At 49.5% G+C, this 14,930-nt stretch carries 15 protein-coding genes; 13 read left to right on the top strand and 2 right to left on the bottom strand.

Going from position 1 to position 14,930, the window contains the following annotated elements; all coding sequences use genetic code 11:
* Positions 1-85 precede the first annotated feature (85 nt).
* Entirely contained in the window at positions 86-658 is a 573-nt protein-coding gene (locus tag BRW83_RS00190; RefSeq protein WP_005882657.1) for a DUF2889 domain-containing protein, read from the bottom strand.
* A gap of 252 nt (positions 659-910) precedes the next feature.
* Here BRW83_RS00190 and recA point away from each other — a divergent pair, with 252 nt between their 5' ends.
* Positions 911-1,972, top strand: coding sequence for a recombinase RecA (gene recA / locus BRW83_RS00185; protein WP_005882659.1), 1,062 nt, complete (start codon positions 911-913; stop codon positions 1,970-1,972).
* A gap of 53 nt (positions 1,973-2,025) precedes the next feature.
* Positions 2,026-2,472 (top strand): recombination regulator RecX, encoded by a 447-nt coding sequence (recX, locus tag BRW83_RS00180; RefSeq protein WP_005882661.1) that lies wholly within the window; start codon positions 2,026-2,028, stop codon positions 2,470-2,472.
* 24 nt (positions 2,473-2,496) lie between these two features.
* Here recX and lgt read toward each other — a convergent pair whose 3' ends face one another.
* Positions 2,497-3,309 carry a prolipoprotein diacylglyceryl transferase gene (gene lgt, locus BRW83_RS00175; RefSeq protein WP_005882663.1) on the bottom strand — a complete coding sequence of 271 codons (813 nt, stop codon included), beginning with the start codon at positions 3,307-3,309 and terminating at the stop codon, positions 2,497-2,499.
* Positions 3,310-3,517: 208 nt separating this feature from the next.
* Here lgt and ilvD point away from each other — a divergent pair, with 208 nt between their 5' ends.
* From ilvD to BRW83_RS00125, 11 genes are all read left to right on the top strand, one after another.
* Entirely contained in the window at positions 3,518-5,374 is a 1,857-nt protein-coding gene (gene ilvD / locus BRW83_RS00170) for a dihydroxy-acid dehydratase (RefSeq protein ID WP_005882665.1), read from the top strand.
* Between the two features lie 126 nt (positions 5,375-5,500).
* Positions 5,501-6,898 (top strand): argininosuccinate lyase, encoded by a 1,398-nt coding sequence (argH, locus tag BRW83_RS00165; protein WP_005882668.1) that lies wholly within the window; start codon positions 5,501-5,503, stop codon positions 6,896-6,898.
* A 48-nt stretch (positions 6,899-6,946) separates the two neighbouring features.
* Positions 6,947-7,549: a MotA/TolQ/ExbB proton channel family protein gene (locus tag BRW83_RS00160; protein ID WP_036603372.1), complete on the top strand. Its 603-nt coding sequence runs from the start codon at positions 6,947-6,949 to the stop codon at positions 7,547-7,549.
* A gap of 21 nt (positions 7,550-7,570) precedes the next feature.
* Positions 7,571-7,999, top strand: coding sequence for an ExbD/TolR family protein (locus BRW83_RS00155; RefSeq protein WP_036603375.1), 429 nt, complete (start codon positions 7,571-7,573; stop codon positions 7,997-7,999).
* A gap of 83 nt (positions 8,000-8,082) precedes the next feature.
* Entirely contained in the window at positions 8,083-9,096 is a 1,014-nt protein-coding gene (lpxK, locus tag BRW83_RS00150) for a tetraacyldisaccharide 4'-kinase (RefSeq protein WP_232451491.1), read from the top strand.
* Complete coding sequence (locus BRW83_RS00145; protein WP_005882676.1) at positions 9,077-9,259, top strand: Trm112 family protein; 183 nt, start codon at positions 9,077-9,079, stop codon at positions 9,257-9,259. The genes lpxK and BRW83_RS00145 overlap by 20 nt, the downstream gene beginning before the upstream one ends.
* 25 nt (positions 9,260-9,284) lie before the next feature.
* A complete protein-coding gene (gene kdsB, locus BRW83_RS00140) occupies positions 9,285-10,031 on the top strand; it encodes a 3-deoxy-manno-octulosonate cytidylyltransferase (RefSeq protein WP_036603378.1) in 747 nt (248 codons plus the stop codon).
* Positions 10,032-10,184: 153 nt separating this feature from the next.
* A complete protein-coding gene (gene adk / locus BRW83_RS00135; protein ID WP_005882680.1) occupies positions 10,185-10,841 on the top strand; it encodes an adenylate kinase in 657 nt (218 codons plus the stop codon).
* A 71-nt stretch (positions 10,842-10,912) separates the two neighbouring features.
* Positions 10,913-13,090, top strand: a complete 2,178-nt coding sequence (locus tag BRW83_RS00130; RefSeq protein ID WP_005882682.1) for a sodium-translocating pyrophosphatase — start codon at positions 10,913-10,915, stop codon at positions 13,088-13,090.
* The gene (locus BRW83_RS11925) at positions 13,053-13,277 is read left to right on the top strand and encodes a hypothetical protein (protein WP_155811816.1); all 225 of its coding nucleotides are present in this window, start codon (positions 13,053-13,055) and stop codon (positions 13,275-13,277) included. The genes BRW83_RS00130 and BRW83_RS11925 overlap by 38 nt, the downstream gene beginning before the upstream one ends.
* A 40-nt stretch (positions 13,278-13,317) precedes the next feature.
* Positions 13,318-14,925: a sensor domain-containing protein gene (locus BRW83_RS00125; RefSeq protein ID WP_005882684.1), complete on the top strand. Its 1,608-nt coding sequence runs from the start codon at positions 13,318-13,320 to the stop codon at positions 14,923-14,925.
* The last annotated feature ends 5 nt before the right edge of the window (positions 14,926-14,930 follow it).

Genomic DNA, 14,930 nt, shown 5'->3' with positions numbered 1-14,930 from the left:
AACGGATTTAGTTCACAGATTTGTTCACAAAGTTATCCACAGGATGTCGTCATGTTGAATAACGCGACAGTTGATGGCGATGATTTTATTCTTTCTCTTCCGGTTTGATGGACCAGGTCGGATAAAATTTTTCGACAGCCGGGCCTGCGGCATTCATGGTGTGACAACCATCCATGTGGAAAGGCCTTTCGCCCTTTTTCTGGAAAGCGGCCTTGACGCGTGCTTCTTCCTCACCGAAAACGAAAACCTGCATCGCAACGGAAGGGACGGCTTCCGCCAGTTCGTTCATGTGGGTACAGCCGTTAATACCGGCAAACCTGTCTTTCAGTTCATGCCGGAAATGATGCAGGATATTCAAACCGATCAATTGCTTGTATCGGGAATGAATGGTTTCGCAAAAGCCTTCAAAAGGCACTTCATCGAAAACGACGATGGCATCCACAATCGTGGCCTGGGCGTTGATGGTCAGGCGCAACCAGAAATCGTGCAATGCCCGTTTTGCCGGGATCACGATCGATGTCAAAAACAGATCGTGCGTTTTGATGTCGGTGAAACGCGCGTCGATGTCCCAGAGCTCGTCGTCTCTATGGAAAAACTGAACCTGAATATTTCTCGTGTGTTTCAAAACACGCGGATTGGTCGGGGGTGGAAGTGGCATAGGTACCTGTTCTTGGTGTACAGTTTACCGGTAAGGCAAAACAAGCTGCCAACACTCATGCAGATCAACAACCGTTTGTGCCATGGTGTTAGCGTTATTATAGCGAAAATGCCCCTCGATTAAAAGAATCGGGCCCGGTAATAATTTTGACGATATCGATAAAATATTAAATTATTTTTTCAAAAATACTGTTAATATATACAGCAACATGATTTTGAATTTTTTCTGCGCTATTTAAATTGAAAGAATCTTATGGACGATAATAAAAACGCATCCAATCAGGAGAAAAACAAGGCACTCTCAGCTGCGTTGGCTCAAATTGAAAAGCAATTCGGCAAAGGTTCCGTTATGCGGATGGCGCCCGGTGTTGTTGTGGAAGAAATTCCTTCCGTTTCAACAGGGTCTCTGGGACTGGATATCGCTTTGGGCGTTGGCGGTTTGCCAAGAGGCCGGGTTATCGAAATTTACGGTCCTGAATCGTCCGGTAAAACAACCCTGACCTTGCAGGTCATCGCAGAAATGCAGAAACTGGGCGGAACCTGCGCCTTCATCGACGCCGAACACGCTCTTGATGTAGGCTATGCACAGAAACTGGGTGTTCATTTGCAGGATTTGCTGATTTCCCAGCCGGATACAGGCGAACAGGCCCTTGAAATTACGGATGCACTGGTTCGTTCCGGTGGCGTCGATCTGATCGTCATCGACTCGGTTGCCGCATTGACGCCAAAAGCCGAAATCGAAGGCGATATGGGCGATTCACTTCCCGGTCTTCAGGCGCGCCTGATGTCGCAGGCCTTGCGCAAATTGACCGGCAGTATCAACAAGACCAATACATCCGTTATTTTCATTAACCAGATCCGTATGAAAATCGGCGTCATGTTCGGCAATCCCGAAACGACGACGGGTGGTAATGCACTGAAATTCTATTCATCGGTCCGTCTGGATATTCGCCGTACCGGTTCCATCAAGTCCGGAGATGAAGTCATCGGCAGTGAAACCCGTGTCAAGGTTGTCAAGAACAAGACGGCGCCTCCATTCAAGGAAGCGTATTTCGACATCCTGTATGGTGAAGGCACTTCCCGCGAAGGGGAAATTCTGGATCTGGGCTCCGAAGCCAAGATTGTCGACAAGGCAGGGGCATGGTACAGCTACAATGGTGAGAAGATCGGGCAGGGCAAGGACAATGCCCGCAACTATCTACGTGCCAATCCGAAACTGGCCCGTGAAATCGAAAACAAGGTCCGTGCTTCGTATGGTGTCCGGGAATTGCCTCCGATAAAAGATAAGGAAGAAAGTGCCGAAGAGGCAAAATAATCCAGTCCGGAGAAATGAGAAGTCGTTTTTGACAAATTGAAGGGTATGACTCAATGAAACCGAAAACGACTTTAAAAGCTCGTGCGTTAAGGTATTTGTCCATCCGGGAATACAGCCCGAAAGAGCTTGCCAGAAAATTATCTTCTTATGTGGAAGAAGGGGATGATCTGGCCGCCTTGATGGAGTGGTTGCAAAAGCAGGGATTTCTTTCCGAAGAACGTTTTGCCGAAGCCTTTGTCAGGAAGCGTTCAGCACGTTATGGAAGTGGGCGTGTCCTTCGCGAACTCGAAATGCATGGCGTGGATGAAAAAACGCTGGATGAAGCAAAAGGCGTGATGTCTGAAAATGAATTTGACAGGGCGCTAGGTGTCTGGAAAAAAAAGTTTGGCAGCAAGCCTGTTGACGCTTCGGAAAAGGCAAAACAGATCCGTTTCCTGATGCAGAGGGGATTTTCCGGCGATATCATTCGCCGTGTCCTGAATAGGGAAGAACATGACTAGTGTTCTTCCCTTTTTGTTTTTTGGCTAGCGGAAAATGTTCTTTTTCCTTGCATGCCTGATGATCAGTATCCATGCCAAAAGGCCGAATACAATCATTGGAATCGAAAGCATTTGCCCGGCAGAAATCGTTATGCCGAAGAAGCTTACTTCATAGTCCGGTACCCGGAAGTATTCAGTAAAGAAACGGGCGGAACCGTACAAGAAAGCATACATGGCGCTGACGGCGCCGAGCGGTCGTTCTTTTCTGGCATAAACCCATAAAATAATGAACATCAGCAATCCATCGCACAAGGCCTGATAAATAGGGGATGGGTGACGTGGCAAGGCATCGACGTTCGGCCAGATCATGGCCCAGGGCAGAGATGCGTCGGCGATGCGGCCCGGCAGTTCGCCGTTGATGAAGTTGCCGATACGGCCTGCCGCATAAGCGAGCGGTATCAATGGCGCTATGAAGTCCAGTGTCTGGACCATGTTTCTTTTTCTCTTGTAGCACCAGATTGCAGCAGCGATGATGACACCGATAAATCCGCCGTGATAAGACATGCCTCCGTGCCATACTTCAAAAATCTGGATGGGATGGGACAGGAAGTACGACGGGTTGTAGAAAAATACCTCACCGAGCCTGCCACCGATGATCACGCCTAAAACGCCGTAAAACAACATATCGTCCAGATCGGATTTTTTCCAGCCTTCGCGTTCGATGTGGGGTTGTTTTAACCGTATTCTGCCCAGAACGATAAATTGAATGAAGCCAAAGAGATACATGAGGCCGTACCAGTGTACGGGAAGGGGGCCGATGGAAAACGCGACCGGATCGGGTAATGGATGTACTAGCATAATTTTAAGGGTGCATCTGGAAATGACACCTGATCTGTTTCTTCAAGGTGGCAATTGTGTCACATGTTTTTTATATGGCACAGCTGTAGAACAAATAAAGTGCGAGTTTAACGCTATTGTTTGAAAGCTGCACAGTTAATAAAGATGTTTCCTTTTGCATTTCGTGTCAAAATATTCCGTTATTGCAAAAATAAACTGGAGATTTCAAATGCCTCAATATCGTTCCTGGACTTCCACGCATGGAAGGAATATGGCAGGTGCGCGCGCGCTCTGGCGTGCAACCGGTGTGAAAGATGGTGATTTCGACAAACCGATTATCGCTGTCGTCAATTCCTTTACCCAATTCGTTCCCGGTCACGTTCATCTTAAAGATCTCGGCCAGATGGTGGCGCGCGAAATTGAAGCGGCAGGCGGTATTGCCAAGGAATTCAACACGATTGCGGTGGATGACGGTATTGCCATGGGTCATGGCGGTATGTTGTATTCCCTTCCATCCCGTGAATTGATTGCCGATTCCGTGGAATATATGGTGAATGCCCATTGCGCCGATGCGATGGTGTGCATTTCCAACTGTGACAAAATCACTCCGGGAATGTTGATGGCTGCCATGCGCCTGAATATCCCGAGCATTTTCGTGTCAGGCGGTCCGATGGAAGCGGGCAAGATTCTGGGTGCTTTCCACGGACAGAGCGACAAGAACGTGATCAAGGTCGATCTGATCGATACCATGATTCAGGCTGGCAATCCGAATATTACCGATGAACAGGTCGCGGACTACGAAAGATCGGCCTGCCCGACCTGCGGTTCCTGTTCGGGCATGTTCACGGCCAACTCGATGAACTGTCTGACAGAAGCGTTGGGCATGTCGCTTCCCGGCAACGGCACCTTGCTGGCAACGCATGCCGACCGCAAGGAACTGTTTTTGAAAGCGGGCAGAACGATCGTTGAAATCACCAGACGTTATTATGAACAGGACGACAATTCCGTTTTGCCTAGAAGTATCGTCACCAAGGCTGCGCTCGAAAATGCGATGGCTCTGGACGTGGCTATGGGGGGGTCGACCAATACGGTCTTGCATTTGCTGGCAGTCGCCAATGAAGGTGAAGTGCCTTTCGTGATGGCCGACATCGATCAGGTTTCCCGTCGTGTTCCCTGTGTTTGCAAGGTATCGCCGGCAACCCATGATTATTTCGTTGAAGACGTTCACCGTGCCGGCGGCATTCTCGGCATTATGGCTGAATTGAACCGCGCAGGTCTGATCGATCCGGATACCTCGACGGTTCACAGTAAAACGCTGGGCGATGCGATCAAACAGTACGATGTCATGACGACGGCTGATGAAAATGTCAAAACTTTCTTCAAGGCCGCTCCGGGTGGTGTCAGGACGGTCGAGGCCTTTTCGCAGAATTCCCGTTTTGAGGAACTGGATACCGATCGCGTGTCCGGCTGTATCCGCGACAAGGCTCATGCCTATTCACAAGATGGTGGTCTTGCTGTGCTCTATGGCAATATCGCTGAAAAGGGCAGTATCGTCAAAACGGCAGGCGTCGATTCCAGCATTCTGAAATTTTCCGGCAAAGCCCGGATTTTCGAAAGTCAGGAAGATGCTGTCGATGCGATTTTAGGCGACAAGGTTCATGCGGGTGACGTCATCATCATTCGTTACGAAGGCCCGAAAGGTGGCCCGGGTATGCAGGAAATGCTGTATCCGACCTCATATATCAAATCCAAGGGATTGGGTACGTCTTGCGCCCTGTTTACCGATGGTCGTTTTTCCGGTGGTTCTTCCGGTCTGGTGATCGGTCATGCTTCTCCTGAAGCGGCTTCCGGTGGCGCTATCGGCCTGATCGAGGAAGGCGATATGATCGATATCGATATTCCGGCTCGCAGCATCCAGCTCCGGGTTTCTGACGATGAGTTGAAAGCGCGTCGCCAGAAGATGGAAGCCAAAGGCGCCGATGCATGGAAACCGGTCAATCGTGACCGTCAGGTTTCCAAGGCATTGAAAGCTTACGCGGCAACGGCCGCTTCGGCCGACCGTGGCGCGGTTAGGGATATTTCCTGATTTATCTCAACTGAATGGAAATCCCCGCGAAAAGCGGGGATTTTCTTATCAGGCTTTATTTTCTGACGTGTTTCCTTGTTTGGGGCAGCTTGTTCTATAATCCTGCCTATTCAACAGGATTTTATTATGAGCGAAAAATCTTCAACTAAAAGCGATGTATGGTCCGGACGGTTCTCGGAACCGGTGGACGAACTGGTTCAACGTTATACGGCGTCGGTGACGTTCGACAAGCGGATGGCCGCTTTCGATATTCAGGGGTCTCTTGCACATGCCGAAATGCTATGTGCACAGAAGATTATCAGTACGCAGGATCTTGCCGATATCATGCGCGGCCTGAAACAGATTTCGGAGGAAATCGCCAATGACAGTTTCGACTGGCAGATTGCGCTCGAAGACGTTCATATGAATATTGAACGCCGTCTGACCGATCTGATCGGGGATGCCGGAAAGCGTTTGCATACGGGACGTTCCAGAAACGATCAGGTCGCGACCGATATCCGTCTGTACATGCGTAGCGCAATCGACGATATCGACCATTTATTGCATCGTTTGTGCGAATCCCTGCTCAATCTGGCCGAAAAGCATTTCGACACGATTTTGCCCGGTTTCACCCATATGCAGGTCGCCCAGCCTGTTACCTTCGGCCATCATTTGCTGGCGTATGCCGAAATGTTCAATCGTGACATCGAACGTTTGAGGGATTGCAGAAAACGCGTCAATCGTCTCCCGCTGGGCGCCGCTGCACTGGCAGGCACGACATTTCCAATCGATCGGGAAAGAGTGGCGAAAACGCTGGAATTCGAAGAAGTGTGCCGCAATTCGCTGGACGCGGTTTCCGATCGGGATTTCGCTATCGAGTTCTGCGCCGATGCCGCCCTGATCATGACACATATTTCCAGAATGTCGGAAGAACTGATTATCTGGATGAGCCCGAGAGTCGGTTTTATCGATATTGCGGATCGCTTTTGTACCGGTTCATCGATTATGCCGCAAAAGAAAAATCCGGATGTGCCGGAACTGGCAAGAGGCAAAACCGGTCGCGTCAATGGTCATCTGATAGGACTGCTGATGCTGATGAAAGGCCAACCTCTGGCGTATAACAAGGACAATCAGGAAGACAAGGAACCGCTTTTCGATACGGTCGATACGGTATCGGATACCTTGCGTATTTTTGCGGATATGGTCAGCGCGATTACGGTCAAACCGGAAATGATGCGTCAGGCGGCGTTTCAGGGGTATGCTACGGCAACCGATCTGGCCGATTATCTGGTTAAAAAAGGACTTCCTTTCCGTGACGCACATGAAGCGGTCGCAAGAGCGGTACGGTTTTGTGTGGAAAAAGGCTGTGATCTGAGTGAAATGACGCTGGAACAGATGCGGGAATTTTCAAACCTGATCGAATCGGATGTGATGGAAATTCTGACACTCGAAGGATCGGTCAAGGCGCGGGATCACATCGGTGGTACGGCACCTCTCCAGGTTAAAAATGCCATCGCCAACATGAGAGAACGGCTCGGGTTATAAAAGCAGGCTGACTGATAAACAAGTTTTGATTTTCGTCTGGAGGCTTTCGTGTTTTCAATCATTCAAGCGGCAGGATGGCCGATCTGGTTTTTGCTGATCGCCTCTGTTATTGCATTGGCCCTGATTATCGAACGTCTCATTTATCTGAGACGCCGAAAGATTTTGCCGCCACATCTTCTGGATCAGGTCATACGTGAGTATCGTGAAGGTCGTGTGGATGCGGCGACAATCGACAAACTGGAAAAGGGTTCGCCTTTGGGGACAGTGCTGGCGACCGGATTGCAGCATTCCGATGTTTCCCGCGACAATATGAAGGAAGCGATGGAAGAAACCGGCCGCAGTGTCGCTCTCCAGATGGAACGCTTTCTGACGACGATCGGGACGATTGCCACGCTGGCTCCCCTGATGGGCCTGTTCGGTACGGTTGTCGGGATGATCGAGATTTTCGGTTCACAAAATGCCGGAGGGGCCAATCCTGCGGAACTGGCTCACGGGATTTCTGTGGCGCTTTACAATACCGGCTTCGGTTTGCTGATTGCCATGCCGACTCTCGTTTTTTATCGTCATTTCCGGGCGCTTGTCGACAGTTTTCTGATCGAGATGGAAAGACAATCGGCAAGGCTTGTCGATGTGATCTGTTCCTCACGTTAATCGGGAAAGAAAGAGGTGAACATGAATTTTCGACGCGGAAAAAACCATGAGCAGCCTGAAATCAACCTGATTCCTTTTATCGATGTGCTTCTGGTTATCCTGATTTTTTTGATGGTGACCACGACGTACAGCAAGTTTTCCGAATTGCAGATTACCTTGCCTGTGGCCAATGCCGAAAAATCGCCACAGCGTATGCTGGAATTGAATGTGTCTGTCGATGCCAAAGGTGATTTTGCCATCAATAATGAGCGTATCCCTTACGTCAGCCCTTCCCAGCTCGCTTCTGAAATGCAGAAACGGGTGCCGAAGACGGATGATGGAAAAGGGCCGGTTGTGATCATCTCTGCCGATGGCGCTGCCCGTCACCAGAATGTCATTCATATTCTCGAGGCTGCGCGACTTGCCGGTCTGGACAGATTGACGTTTGCTACACAGGTAAAATCTGAATAATGGTCTTTTGTGCGGTATAAGGAAGCGAAAGGGTCTTTTTGAGCCAGCAAAACAGCAAAGCAAGTGGATGGATGAACATCTGGATGAAACGTGGATTGTTTTCCGCGCTTCTGTGGCCCTTGTCCCTGCTTTTCAGGCTTGTCGTCGCTTTCCGCCGTTTTGCCTATAAAAACAGGTGGTTCAAATCGTATCGTCTTCCTGTTCCTGTCCTTATTGTCGGGAATGTCTTTGTGGGTGGAACGGGCAAGACTCCTCTGGTCATCTGGCTTGTCGATACGCTCCGGAAAGCAGGTTTCAATCCCGGTGTCATTTCAAGAGGGTATGGCGCTTCGAACGACGATCCTGCGCTGGTGACGGACCACTCGAAATCGGATCGGGCTGGTGACGAGCCGTTGCTGATCGTTTCCAAGACCGGATGTTCGCTTGTCGTTTGTCGCAATCGGGTAAAAGCAGGCCTGTTTTTGCTGTCGCACCATCCTGAAGTAGATATTATTATTTCTGATGATGGCATGCAGCATTACGCTTTGGCCCGCGATGTGGAAATCATGTTATTTGACGGACGCGGCGGCGGAAATGGATGGATGTTGCCGGCTGGCCCTTTGCGTGAACCGGTTTCGCGACGCCGTGATTTTACCGTCATCAACGGAAATAACAGCCCGGCTCCGGGCAATCCCATTTACGTGGATGACATGTTTCTTATGCGAATGGTCACCGACAGGGCAGAACAGTTGAAAGACCGGACACACGTCAAAAAATTGAAGGAAATCCAGACAGGTTCTTCAGGAGAAACGCTGAAAACCGTCGCAGCGGCCGGGATCGGCAATCCGTCCCGCTTTTTCGCTTCCTTGCGCATGGCAAGACTGGATTTCACGGAAATGCCCTTGCCGGATCATTTCGCTTTTTCATCGAATCCGTTTGGCAAACTGGACGCCGATATTATCCTGATCACTGAAAAAGATGCCGTGAAGTGTGCCCAAATTGAAGAAATAGTGTCGGATGGACGTATATGGGTGGTTCCTGCCAGGGTGGAAATCGATAATAATGATGAGCTGGAACGCCGGATAGTGGAGAAATGCCGTGAATGCAGACTTGCTTGAAATACTGGTTTGTCCTTTATGCAAGGGCAAATTGCAATACGACAGGGAAAAACAGGAACTGATCTGTCGTGGGGACAGACTGGCCTATCCGGTTCGGGACGGTATTCCCATTATGTGGGAGGATCAGGCGCGTGTGCTGGAAGAGTTGCCTGACAAATATTGAATTTCATCCTTTCTTTTAATTGATTATGTCCTTTTATGTCGTTATTCCCGCACGGCTGGCATCGACCCGTTTGCCGAACAAGCCGCTTGCGGATATAGGCGGAAAACCTATGGTGGTCAGAGTGGCTGAAAAGGCTGCTTTGGCTGGAGCGAAAGATATCATTGTGGCTACAGACGATCAGTCGATTGTCGATGCCTGCGAAAAACAGGCGGTTAAAGCTGTGCTGACAAGAAAAGACCACGTTTCGGGTACTGACCGTATTGCCGAGGTATCGGCAAAAATGAATTGGTCTGCCACCGATGTGGTGGTTAACGTTCAGGGAGACGAACCCCTGATCGATCCAGAACTGATATCGGCAACGGCGGCGCTTGTTTCGGAAAACGTGCCGATGGCGACTGCCGCACACCGGATGGAACAGCCGGATGAGATCTTCAATCCCAATTTCGTCAAAGTCGTTCTGGACCGGTTCAACAAGGCGCTGTACTTTTCACGGGCAGCCATTCCCTGGTACCGGGACGGTTATTCAAAACCGGACAAAACCTTTCCCAATCCATTCAATGCCTTGCGTCATATCGGCCTGTATGCATTCCGCAACGATTTCCTTCAGACATACTCTTCCCTTTCCATTTCCCCGATAGAGCAGATTGAATCACTGGAACAGTTGCGTGTACTCTGGCATGGTTATCCGATTGCCGTGCACGTAACGGAAAAGATTCCCGAGGCCGGTGTCGATACGCCAGAGGATCTGGAACGCGTCAGGCGTGCTTTTTAATTGCAACAATCCTTATTGACAATTGTCGAATTTGTTTGGATTCCAAGGTAGAATCAGTTATTTCAAAGATGGCTTGTCGTATATTGGCGTGAGTTGACCGCAAACAGAGAACAGGCCGTCATTTTTTTTATTCATATTTTTAGGAATTTTGTAATGCGTCTAATATTGTTGGGAGCTCCGGGTGCAGGCAAAGGCACACAGGCGGCTTTTATCCGTGAACAATACGGTATTCCGCAGATTTCAACCGGCGATATGTTGCGTGCAGCTGTCGCTGCAGGCACACCTCTTGGTCTCGAAGCGAAAAAAATCATGGAATCCGGTGGTCTGGTTTCCGATGAACTGATTATCAATCTGGTCAAGGATCGTTTGAAACAGCCTGATTGTGAAAAAGGGTATCTGTTCGATGGATTCCCTCGTACGATCGGTCAAGCCGAAGCGATGAAAGATGCCGGTATCGCTATCGATTATGTTGTTGAAATCGATGTGCCGGACGAAACGATTGTTGCCCGCATGAGCGGCAGACGTGTCCATCCGGGTTCCGGAAGAACGTATCACGTCGAATTCTATCCCCCCAAAACAGAAGGCAAGGATGACCTGACGGGAGAAGATCTCATCATTCGTGACGACGACAAGGAAGAAACCGTCAAGAAGAGACTGGCTGTTTATCACGACCAGACTGAAGTGCTCGTTGGCTATTACAGCAAATGGGCCCAGTCCGGTGCACCGGGTGCCCCCCAGTATCGCAAGCTCTCCGGCGTCGGCCCGATTGAACAGATCCGCGCAGGTATTATCGACGCGCTGAAGAATTGATCTCATTCGTGGGCAACCGACATTCTCATTAAACTGAAGAAGTAGAACGTCAATCTGATAAAGGAGTCATTATGGCTGTAGGTTTGTGGTTTGCCGTTGCATGCGGTGTGCTGGCCGTTATTTACGGTCTGGTCACCCGTAGCTGGATTCTGGCAAAGGACGCCGGAAATGAAAGGATGCAGGAGATTGCCCACGCAATTCAGCAAGGCGCCGCCGCGTATCTGGCACGGCAATACCGGACGATCGGTATTGTAGGTGTTGTGCTGTTTATCATCATCGGCTTTATTCCCGGTCTGGGCTGGGCGACGGCAATCGGCTTTCTGGTCGGTGCGGTTTTGTCCGGAGCCTGCGGTTTTATCGGGATGAACGTTTCGGTTCGCGCCAATGTCCGTACGGCACAGGCAGCGGTGAATGGCATGCAAAGTGCCTTAAACGTTGCATTCCGCGGTGGGGCGATTACCGGCATGCTCGTAGCCGGTCTGGGACTTCTGGGCGTTTCCCTTTTTTATATTGTCCTTTCCTATCTGCCATCGGCTGCCAGCCTTTCTCCTCATGACCTGATCAAACCTCTGGTCGGTCTGGCTTTCGGCGCTTCCCTGATTTCCATTTTTGCCCGTCTGGGTGGTGGTATCTTCACCAAGGGTGCTGACGTCGGCGCCGATCTGGTCGGCAAGGTCGAAGCCGGTATTCCTGAAGACGACCCACGCAATCCTGCCGTTATTGCCGATAATGTCGGTGACAATGTCGGCGACTGCGCAGGTATGGCGGCTGACCTTTTCGAAACCTACGTCGTGACGCTGATCGCAACGATGCTGCTGGGTTCCCTGTTGATTACGAATGCGACGACACAGGCCATCATTTATCCTTTATTGCTCGGTGGCGTTTCGATTATCGGTTCCATTATCGGTTGTTCAATGGTCAAGGCCGATCCAAACAAGAAAGTCATGTCTGCCCTGTACAAAGGCTTGTGGTGGTCCGCGATCCTGTCGCTGATCGGTTTCGTCGGCGTCACATGGTGGATCATGCCGGAAGACATGCGTTACCAGATGATGGGTGCAGCCGTGGTCGGTATCGTTCTGACCGGTTTGATGGTTTACATCACGGAATACTATACCGGTACGGATTTCAAACCGGTCAAGCATATCGCTGAAGCTTCCACGACAGGTCATGGCACCAACATCATTGCCGGTCTGGGCGTTTCCATGAAATCGACCGCTTATCCGGTTCTCGCCGTGTGTGCCGCCATTTACATTACTTATCAGTTCTGTGGTGGATTGTACGGGGTCGCGATTGCTGCAACGTCCATGTTATCCATGGCCGGTATCGTCGTTGCACTCGATGCATACGGTCCGATTACCGATAATGCCGGTGGTATCGCTGAAATGGCCGGTATGCCGGATTCCGTCCGTGCCGTTACCGATCCGCTGGATGCTGTCGGCAATACGACGAAAGCTGTGACGAAAGGTTACGCTATCGGTTCGGCCGGTCTGGCAGCACTGGTTCTGTTTGCCGATTATACCCATGCACTGGATTCCATTGGCTTGTCGACGTCGTTCGATTTGTCCAATCCAAGAGTCATTATCGGCCTGATTATCGGCGGTCTGATCCCTTACCTGTTCGGCGCAATGGCGATGGAAGCAGTCGGTCGTGCAGCCGGTTCCGTTGTCGTTGAAGTTCGCAGACAGTTCAAGGAAATCCCTGGCATTATGGAAGGCACGGCCAAGCCACAGTACGACAAGGCTGTCGATATGCTGACGTCTGCCGCGATCAAGGAAATGATTATTCCGTCCCTGTTGCCGGTTATCGTTCCGATCGTTGTCGGTCTGGCTTTAGGGCCTGCGGCTTTGGGTGGTGTGTTGATGGGTACGATTGTGACCGGTTTGTTCGTTGCCATTTCGATGACGACGGGTGGCGGTGCCTGGGATAATGCCAAGAAATATATCGAAGACGGTTTCTTCGGTGGCAAGGGCTCTGAAGCTCACAAGGCCGCTGTCACAGGCGATACAGTCGGCGATCCATACAAGGATACGGCTGGCCCTGCAGTCAACCCATTGATCAAGATTATCAATATCGTTGCCCTGCTGGTCGTTCCGATGTTGCCCATGACGGCCGGTTATGTCGCACCGGTAGAAAAACCGGCGGCTGTTGTCGCTCCAGCTGCGACAGATGCGGTAAAACCGCCAAGTGTCATCATTATTGAAAATGATTGTAATGCTCAATCCAAAGATGCAAAGGTTGAAAAAAAGTAAACAAAATAACTTTGTTTTGAAAAAGGCAGCGAAAGCTGCCTTTTTTGTTGTGCTTTTAACAAATATTGCAACGTGGAACTATTCTGAATGTTTTTTTATAGCAAAAAATTATAAAAATGATATTCTCTATAGAGAAACTGGGGAATTAAAGTTTTTTACAAGTGGCCGCCTTGTCGCTTGCGATTGAAAGATAAAAGGCATCTCTATATTTGTGTTGTGGAGAATTTATGTACCGGTGCAAACTCGCCATTAAAATTTTCAGTCGTGACGATATCTGGTTGTCACAAATCCGGAAAATCGAACCATTGGAAAATTTTGAATATTTTCCTGTTGTTCTGTCTGAATTCAATCCGGATGAAGCCCGGAAAGGGGATATTGTCATAATCGATGTTCCCGTGCAGGAGAGCCTGGCCAATATTCGCCGCTTGTGTAAACAGAATGCCTTCCTGATTTTTTGCGGTTCTTCCGGGCAAGCCGACGGCTTGTCGAAAAACGATATGGAGTCGTGTAGCGATATCTGGATGACTCCGCTCTCTCCGCAACTTGTCTCATTTCATTTTCAACAGGTATTTAAACAGATCAAGTTGAGAAAAGATGCTTATCTGACTCATACTTATCTGCATACGGCTATGGACAGTATTCCGGATCTTGTCTGGTTCAAGGACATTCGTGGTTCTCATCTCAAGGTCAACAATGCCTTTTGCAATGCGGTCGGAAAAACCAGAAGCGATGTAGAAGGGCGTGGACATTACTATATCTGGGATATTGAACCGGATGAGTATGCCTGTGGCGAATATATCTGTCTGGAATCCGAGGAAATGGTTTTGCAGGCCCGCAAAACCTGTGTGTTCGATGAAAGGGTCAAAAGCAAGCAGGGAATGCGCCAGTTCAAGACTTACAAGTCGCCGTTGTTTGACGAAGATGGTGAATTGATGGGGACAGTCGGTGTCGCGCATGACGTGACCGATCTGGGCAATATGACGGTTGAACTGGAAATCATCCTCAGGAGCATGCCTTTTGCCATTCTGGTGTATGACGACAAGGGACGAATCACTGACATCAATCGAAAATTCGAGGAATATTTTGAAGTAAAACCGATTAATGTGATCGGCGTGGACTTCGAAAAATGGAAAAAATCCATTCTGAAGAATTCGAAAGTGAATGAGACAGGCAAAATCGAGGTTTGCCTGAAGAATAAAGGTATCACGCGAATTGTCGAAATATCGGAAGAACCGATTGTCGATGTATTTGACAGTTTTATCGGCAAACTGTGTATTTGCCGGGATGTGACGACAGAGAGGACATTCGAGGAGCGCCTGATGCTGAGTGCCAATACGGATGTTTTGACCGGTTTGTATAACAGGCGTTATTTCTATGAAAGAATAGAAAATTGCCATGCTCCTCAGGTCAGCCTTCTTTACGTCGATCTGGATAATTTCAAGCTCATCAATGACTTGCACGGTCATCAGGTCGGCGATGATACCCTGAAAACGGTGGGTGACATTCTGGGATTTTGTTGTCCCGATGATCTGATTTGCCGTATCGGCGGCGATGAATTCCTGATTGCTATGGTGGAAGAATGCAATCAGCGAGAACTCGAGCATAAGGCTGCTCATATTCTGGAAGAAATGCAAAAGGTGTTTGACGCTTCGGAGAACCTGAAAATATTGTCGGTCAGTGTGGGTATCGCCTTTTCGAGAGATCCCAAAATGCATATCGATCAATTGATCAAGCAAAGTGATCTTGCTCTTTTATCAGCCAAGCGCAGCGGAAAAGCACAATACTGTGTTTATACGGATGAATTGCAGAATCTGGTTGACCGGCGCGGGCGCTAGTATCT

It is taken from the genome of Oxalobacter formigenes (assembly GCF_002127965.1).
In the GTDB taxonomy this organism is placed as follows: Bacteria; Pseudomonadota; Gammaproteobacteria; order Burkholderiales; family Burkholderiaceae_D; genus Oxalobacter; species Oxalobacter formigenes.
This window is presented reverse-complemented; position numbering and strand designations above follow the sequence as displayed.

What these genes read in the sequence shown, in the direction of transcription:
- kdsB (WP_036603378.1), top strand. Translation starts at nt 9,285, where the DNA reads ATGTCCTTTTATGTCGTTATTCCCGCACGGCTGGCATCGACCCGTTTG.
- ilvD (WP_005882665.1), top strand. Translation starts at nt 3,518, where the DNA reads ATGCCTCAATATCGTTCCTGGACTTCCACGCATGGAAGGAATATGGCA.
- BRW83_RS00155 (WP_036603375.1), top strand. Translation starts at nt 7,571, where the DNA reads ATGAATTTTCGACGCGGAAAAAACCATGAGCAGCCTGAAATCAACCTG.
- lgt (WP_005882663.1), bottom strand. Translation starts at nt 3,309, where the DNA reads ATGCTAGTACATCCATTACCCGATCCGGTCGCGTTTTCCATCGGCCCC.
- BRW83_RS00125 (WP_005882684.1), top strand. Translation starts at nt 13,318, where the DNA reads ATGTACCGGTGCAAACTCGCCATTAAAATTTTCAGTCGTGACGATATC.
- BRW83_RS00130 (WP_005882682.1), top strand. Translation starts at nt 10,913, where the DNA reads ATGGCTGTAGGTTTGTGGTTTGCCGTTGCATGCGGTGTGCTGGCCGTT.
- BRW83_RS11925 (WP_155811816.1), top strand. Translation starts at nt 13,053, where the DNA reads ATGCTCAATCCAAAGATGCAAAGGTTGAAAAAAAGTAAACAAAATAAC.
- argH (WP_005882668.1), top strand. Translation starts at nt 5,501, where the DNA reads ATGAGCGAAAAATCTTCAACTAAAAGCGATGTATGGTCCGGACGGTTC.
- recA (WP_005882659.1), top strand. Translation starts at nt 911, where the DNA reads ATGGACGATAATAAAAACGCATCCAATCAGGAGAAAAACAAGGCACTC.
- adk (WP_005882680.1), top strand. Translation starts at nt 10,185, where the DNA reads ATGCGTCTAATATTGTTGGGAGCTCCGGGTGCAGGCAAAGGCACACAG.
- recX (WP_005882661.1), top strand. Translation starts at nt 2,026, where the DNA reads ATGAAACCGAAAACGACTTTAAAAGCTCGTGCGTTAAGGTATTTGTCC.
- BRW83_RS00190 (WP_005882657.1), bottom strand. Translation starts at nt 658, where the DNA reads ATGCCACTTCCACCCCCGACCAATCCGCGTGTTTTGAAACACACGAGA.
- lpxK (WP_232451491.1), top strand. Translation starts at nt 8,083, where the DNA reads ATGAAACGTGGATTGTTTTCCGCGCTTCTGTGGCCCTTGTCCCTGCTT.